Source organism: Rudaea sp., assembly GCF_036383415.1.
Classification (GTDB): Bacteria; Pseudomonadota; Gammaproteobacteria; order Xanthomonadales; family Rhodanobacteraceae; genus Rudaea.
Genome location: NZ_DASVOK010000454.1, coordinates 1 through 5,883, shown reverse-complemented (window position 1 = coordinate 5,883; position 5,883 = coordinate 1). Strand labels below are relative to the sequence as shown.

The window sequence follows — 5,883 nt, the reverse complement described above, 5'->3', positions numbered from 1 at the left end:
CGGCCGTGTTCGACGACCTTGGCCGCGACCGAGGCACCGCTGACGGTCGGCGCGCCGACCTTGACGCCTTCGCCCGAACCGAGAAGCAGAACCTGGTCGAATTTGACCGCGGCGCCGACGTCGGCTTCGAGTTTTTCCACGCGCAGGGTTTCCCCCTGCGCGACGCGGTATTGCTTACCGCCGGTGACGATGACTGCGTACATTGGGCATTCCTCTGTAGTTATTTTGGCTTCTGCCGTACAAAGACAGCCGTCAAGTCTAACCTTTTCAGAGGATTACCGTCAACCGGCGGTACATCCGACCGTCAATCCCGGCCTCAAAGCGTAGCGGGCGAAGGCAGTTCGCGGGCGCACGGAGCGCAGGAACCGGAGTGTACAGTCGAGTACATGAGGATTCCGAGCACAGTACGCACGCGAAATGCCGAGCGCAGTAGCTTTGTGGGCGGGATTTATTCGACCTCGAGTTCGATGCCGCCGACCACCCCCGCAACGAGGTTGTAGACAAATGCACCGATCGCCCCGCCGATGAAGCCGAAGATGCCGTACAGGATCGGCAGGAAGATCACGGCGCCGATGCCACCGATCATGCCGGCCGCGCCCGCGCCACCGCCCATCTTGGCGAACATCGAGCCGAACACGAGAAAGAACAACCCGGCGAGCAGCCCGAATGCGGCCATGAGGGCGCCTTGGAAGATCGCGAGCTTGAGTACGTTGATGCGTTTGATGACCATGTCTTTTCCCCAGAAAATGAATGGATGCGCAACAGCGCCGCAACCTTAGCGCCGAACCCTTTCCCGCGCAATCGCAAGCCTGCTGACACGCACTGTCAGCAGCGCTCCGCCCGCGCCGCCTTGAATTGCAGCGGCACTGGCACTATGCCTCTTGCCCGCGAGCGCGTCTCGCCAGTCGAGACGCCGCCGCAATCAAATCGTCCGTGCCGCGACTTGACCGGCGCGTTATAGTACTCAGTCGTTCTGAATCCCCCGAGCCATGGACACGATCCGCATACGCGGCGCACGCACGCACAACCTCAAGAACATCGATCTCGACCTGCCGCGCGACAGCCTCATCGTGATCACCGGCCTGTCGGGTTCGGGCAAGTCCTCGCTCGCCTTCGACACGATCTACGCCGAGGGCCAGCGCCGCTACGTCGAATCTCTGTCGGCCTATGCGCGCCAGTTCCTGTCGGTGATGGAGAAGCCCGACGTCGATCACATCGAAGGCTTGTCGCCGGCGATCTCGATCGAACAGAAGTCGACCTCGCACAATCCGCGTTCGACGGTCGGCACGATCACCGAGATCTACGACTACCTGCGCCTGCTGTTCGCCCGCGTCGGCACGCCGCGCTGCCCGGACCACGGTATTCCGCTCGAAGCGCAGACTGTGAGCCAGATGGTCGATGCGACCCTGGCGATGAACCCCGAACGCCGCTACATGCTGCTCGCACCGATCGTGCGCGAGCGCAAGGGCGAGCATCTGCAGGTGTTCGAGCAGCTGCGCGCGCAGGGTTTCGTGCGCGCGCGCGTTGACGGCGTGCTGCACGAACTCGACGCGGTGCCCGCGCTCGCGCTGCGCCAGAAACACACGATCGAAGCCGTGATCGATCGCTTCCGCCCGAGCGAAGAGATCAAGCAGCGCCTCGCCGAATCGTTCGAGACCGCGCTGCGCCTCGGCGACGGCATCGTGCTCGTGGTCGATCTCGACGACGACAAGGCCAACCCAACGATCTTCTCCTCGCGCTATTCCTGCCCGGTCTGCGACTACTCGCTGCCCGAGCTCGAACCGCGCCTGTTCTCGTTCAACTCGCCGGTCGGCGCCTGCCCGAGTTGCGACGGCCTCGGCGTCACCCAGGTGTTCGACCCGGCCCGCGTGGTCGTACATCCGAACCTGTCGCTCGCCGCAGGCGCCGTGCGCGGCTGGGACCGGCGCAACATGTACTACTTCCAGATGATCATGTCGCTGGCCAAGCACTACGGCTTCGACATCGATGCGCCATGGGAATCGCTGGCGGAAAACATACGCAAGGCCGTGCTGTTCGGTTCGGGCGACGAGCAGATCACGTTCCGTTATCTCACCGAGACCGGCGGCGCGGTGACGCGCAAGCACAAGTTCGAAGGCATCGTGCCGAACCTCGAGCGGCGCTACAAGGAAACCGAATCGCCCGCCGTGCGCGAGGAACTGGCCAAATTCATCAGCGAGCGACCCTGCCCCGACTGCCACGGCCAGCGCCTCAACCGCAGCGCACGCAACGTCTTCGTCGGCGACAGCAACTTGCCCGCGCTGACCGCGCTGCCGATCGACCAGTCACAGGCCTTCTTCGACGTGCTCAAGCTTGCCGGCTGGCGCGGCGAGATCGCGGCGAAGATCGTCAAGGAGATCCGCGAGCGCCTGAAATTCCTCGTCGACGTCGGCCTCGATTATCTGACCTTGGACCGCCAGGCCGACTCGCTCTCGGGCGGTGAAGCGCAGCGCATCCGCCTCGCCTCGCAGATCGGCGCTGGCCTCGTCGGCGTCATGTACGTGCTCGACGAACCCTCGATCGGTCTGCACCAGCGCGACAACGAGCGCCTGCTCGGCACGCTGACGCGCCTGCGCGATCTCGGCAACACGGTGATCGTGGTCGAGCACGACGAGGATGCGATCCGCATCGCCGACCATGTCGTCGACATCGGTCCCGGCGCGGGCGTGCACGGCGGCGAAATCGTCGCGCAAGGCAAACTCAAGGACGTGCTCGAAGCGAAGCGCTCGTTGACCGGGCAGTATCTGTCCGGCAAGCGTGGCATCGAAGTGCCGAAGAAGCGCCACGAGTTCGATCCGCAGGTCGTGCTGAAGATCAAGGGCGCGTCGGGCAACAACCTGAAGAACGTCGATCTCGAAATTCCGGCGGGCCTGTTCGTCTGCGTGACCGGCGTATCCGGCTCGGGCAAGTCCACGCTGATCAACGACACACTGTTCCGCTACACCGCCGCCGAGCTCAACGGCGCGAACGAAAAGCCGGCGCCGTTCGAGAAGGTCGAAGGCCTCGAACTGTTCGACAAGGTCGTCGACATCGACCAGTCGCCGATCGGGCGCACGCCGCGTTCGAATCCCGCTACGTACACGGGCCTGTTCACGCCGCTGCGCGAGCTGTACTCGCAGGTACCCGAGGCGCGCGCGCGCGGCTACCAGCCGGGGCGCTTCTCGTTCAACGTCAAGGGCGGCCGCTGCGAAGCCTGCGAAGGCGACGGCATGATCAAGGTCGAGATGCACTTCCTGCCCGACGTCTACGTGCCCTGCGACGTCTGCCACGGCAAGCGCTACAACCGCGAGACGCTCGAGATCCACTACAAGGGCCATACGATTTCCGACGTGCTCGACATGACCGTCGAGGACGCGCTGAAATTGTTCGAGCCCGTGCCCGTGCTCGCGCGCAAGCTTGAAACGCTGATGGACGTGGGCTTGAGCTACATCAAGCTCGGTCAGAGCGCGACGACGCTGTCGGGCGGCGAGGCACAGCGCGTCAAGCTGTCGCGCGAACTGTCCAAGCGCGATACCGGCCGCACGCTGTACATCCTCGACGAGCCGACCACGGGCCTGCACTTCCACGACATCGAGCAGTTGCTGAAAGTGCTGCACCGCCTGCGCGACGACGGCAACACCGTGGTCGTGATCGAGCACAATCTCGACGTGATCAAGACCGCCGACTGGGTGATCGACCTCGGCCCCGAAGGCGGCCATCGCGGCGGCCAGATCATCGCCACGGGTACGCCCGAAGACATCGCCAAGAACGAGGCCTCGCACACGGGCCGCTTCCTCGCGCGCGTGCTCGGCACCGCAAACAACGGCAAGAAAAGGAAAGCCGCATGAACGACGCGACGGTTCCCGCACTGCGCAAGGTCGCCGAAATCGCCATCGCCCTGCGCTGGGGCGACCAGGACGCATTCGGCCACGTCAACAACGCGATGTACCTGCGCTACCTCGAGGAAGCACGCGTGCGCTGGCTCGCCGACCTCGTCAAGGATTGGGACCGCGGCAGCGGCAGCAAGCCGATCATGGCCGCGGTGCAGGCGAACTATCGCCGCCCGCTGACCTGGCCCGGCGAAATCGTCGTGCAGTTGTTCTGCGAGAAGCTCGGCAACAGTTCGATCACGATCGCGCACCGCATCGTCGACGCGCGGGACAAGTCCGTGCTCTACATGGACGGCAACGTGGTCATGGTCTGGATCGATCCGGCGACGGGTAGATCGACGCCGTTGCCCGAAGCAATACGCACTGCCTGCGCATAAGGCTTCCCTTCCCACCGGGGGGAAGGAAGAAAAACTACGGCGCGGTATCGCGCACGACGAAATCGACGACGACACCATCGCCCGGTTTCGTCGCAATGTGGATTTTTATACTTTCGCCGACCTTGATCTCGCTCTTCGACCGCATCAACATCAGATGCTTGCCACCGGGCGCCAGAACGATGCTCGCTCCAGGGGCGATCTCGATCGAGCCGAGAGCTCTCATCCGTGCAACGCCGTCGACCTCGACGCTTTCATGCAGCGACACGTCGCTGAACGCCGCGCTGTCCGCGCCGGTCACCGTCAACGGCGCATCGCCCGCATTGCGCAGCGTGGCGTAACCCGCGAGCATCATCGCTCCGGGCGGCGCCGTGCGGATCCACGCGCCGGCGATCTCCAGCCGCCCCGCGGCGACGGCGGCCTGGCTCGCAGCCAAGGCCAGCGCAATCGAAACGACCCATCGTCGCATCGGCAACATTCCATTCGTGGTTTGTCGCTATGATAGCGCGCATGCTCGACCCTGCACGGACTGCGACCATGCGCCTCACGATCCTCGCTGCTGTCCTCGCCTTCTGCTGTTCACACGCACAAGCGCAAGCGCCCTCTTCACATTATGCGCTGTCGATCTACAGCGCACAGGCAAACAACGGCGACGGGTTGTTCGAAACCAGCTCATCCAGCGACGGCGCGAGCGATGTCGGCGGCTATGCCGTCGTGCGCGACCGGCGTGCATTCAACCTCGTTCCGGGCAGCAACACGATCGAAGTGCGCGAGGTCGCGCGCTATCTCGATCCTTCCGCGCTGAGCGCACGCATCGTCGACGCGGGCGATGCCACGATCGTCAGCCAGCGCTTCGACGATGCGACGTTGTCGTTCGATGCGCTCGTGCAGCGTCAGATCGGCCATCCGGTCGAGATCGCCGGCAACGGCGCAAATCCCGCGGCGACGCCGATCAGCGGCACGCTGCTGTCGAACAACGGCGGCCTCACCGTGCAACTCGCCGACGGCCGCGTAACGACGGTGACCGACTACGGCCGCGTCACGTTTCCCGACCTGCCCAAGGGTCTGTCGGCAACGCCGGCGCTGCGCCTCGACGTCAGCGCCAAGCAGGGCGGCCAGCGCAATTTCGAATTCGTCTATCCGACCCAGGGCTTGGCCTGGCGCGCGGAGTACTCCGGCTGGATAGCCGCGGGCGGCGACTGCAAGCTCGACCTGTCCGGCTGGGCGCTGCTCGCCAACCGCAGCGGCGCGAGCTATCGCGGCGCACAGGTCAAGCTGATCGCCGGTTCGCCGAACCGCGTCGCGCAGCAGAGCGCTCCGCGTCCGATGATGATGGCGAAAGCGGCAGGCGGTGCCGCGCCGACCGCTGCCGCGGAAAGCGGCACGGTCGGCGACTATCACGAATACACGATCGACACGCCGCTCGACCTTGTCGACAACAGCCTGCAGCGCGTCGCGCTGTTCCCCGACCAGGCCGTCGCCTGCCAGCGCCAGTACCTGTTCGAGGCGACGCGCATGCGCGCGAATCCGGGCATGGCGCCGATCACCGATCGCGGCTACGGCAGCGACGCGCCGTCCGCGGTGCGCTCGACGCTCGCGCTGCGCATCGACCGCGCGCTGCC

At 65.0% G+C, this 5,883-nt stretch carries 6 protein-coding genes; 3 read left to right on the top strand and 3 right to left on the bottom strand.

Annotated features, from left to right (window positions below):
- Both rplU and VF497_RS16435 read right to left on the bottom strand, forming a co-directional pair.
- The coding region (rplU, locus tag VF497_RS16440; protein WP_330890708.1) for a 50S ribosomal protein L21 at positions 1–203 on the bottom strand (203 nt) is incomplete at its 3' end.
- Between the two features lie 245 nt (positions 204–448).
- Complete coding sequence (locus tag VF497_RS16435) at positions 449–730, bottom strand: hypothetical protein (protein WP_018971332.1); 282 nt, start codon at positions 728–730, stop codon at positions 449–451.
- Between the two features lie 259 nt (positions 731–989).
- Between VF497_RS16435 and uvrA the strand changes: the two genes are divergently transcribed.
- A complete protein-coding gene (gene uvrA, locus VF497_RS16430) occupies positions 990–3,845 on the top strand; it encodes an excinuclease ABC subunit UvrA (protein WP_330890703.1) in 2,856 nt (951 codons plus the stop codon).
- Positions 3,842–4,264 carry a thioesterase family protein gene (locus VF497_RS16425; protein WP_330890701.1) on the top strand — a complete coding sequence of 141 codons (423 nt, stop codon included), beginning with the start codon at positions 3,842–3,844 and terminating at the stop codon, positions 4,262–4,264. Before uvrA ends, VF497_RS16425 begins: the two co-directional genes overlap by 4 nt.
- Positions 4,265–4,298: 34 nt before the next feature.
- Here the strand turns inward: VF497_RS16425 and VF497_RS16420 are convergent, their stop codons facing one another.
- On the bottom strand, positions 4,299–4,730 hold the full coding sequence (locus tag VF497_RS16420) for a copper chaperone PCu(A)C (protein ID WP_330890699.1): 432 nt from the start codon (positions 4,728–4,730) through the stop codon (positions 4,299–4,301).
- A gap of 68 nt (positions 4,731–4,798) precedes the next feature.
- Here VF497_RS16420 and VF497_RS16415 point away from each other — a divergent pair.
- The coding region (locus tag VF497_RS16415) for a hypothetical protein (RefSeq protein ID WP_330890697.1) at positions 4,799–5,883 on the top strand (1,085 nt) is incomplete at its 3' end.

What these genes read in the sequence shown, in the direction of transcription:
- VF497_RS16420 (WP_330890699.1), bottom strand. Translation starts at nt 4,730, where the DNA reads ATGCGACGATGGGTCGTTTCGATTGCGCTGGCCTTGGCTGCGAGCCAG.
- uvrA (WP_330890703.1), top strand. Translation starts at nt 990, where the DNA reads ATGGACACGATCCGCATACGCGGCGCACGCACGCACAACCTCAAGAAC.
- VF497_RS16435 (WP_018971332.1), bottom strand. Translation starts at nt 730, where the DNA reads ATGGTCATCAAACGCATCAACGTACTCAAGCTCGCGATCTTCCAAGGC.
- VF497_RS16425 (WP_330890701.1), top strand. Translation starts at nt 3,842, where the DNA reads ATGAACGACGCGACGGTTCCCGCACTGCGCAAGGTCGCCGAAATCGCC.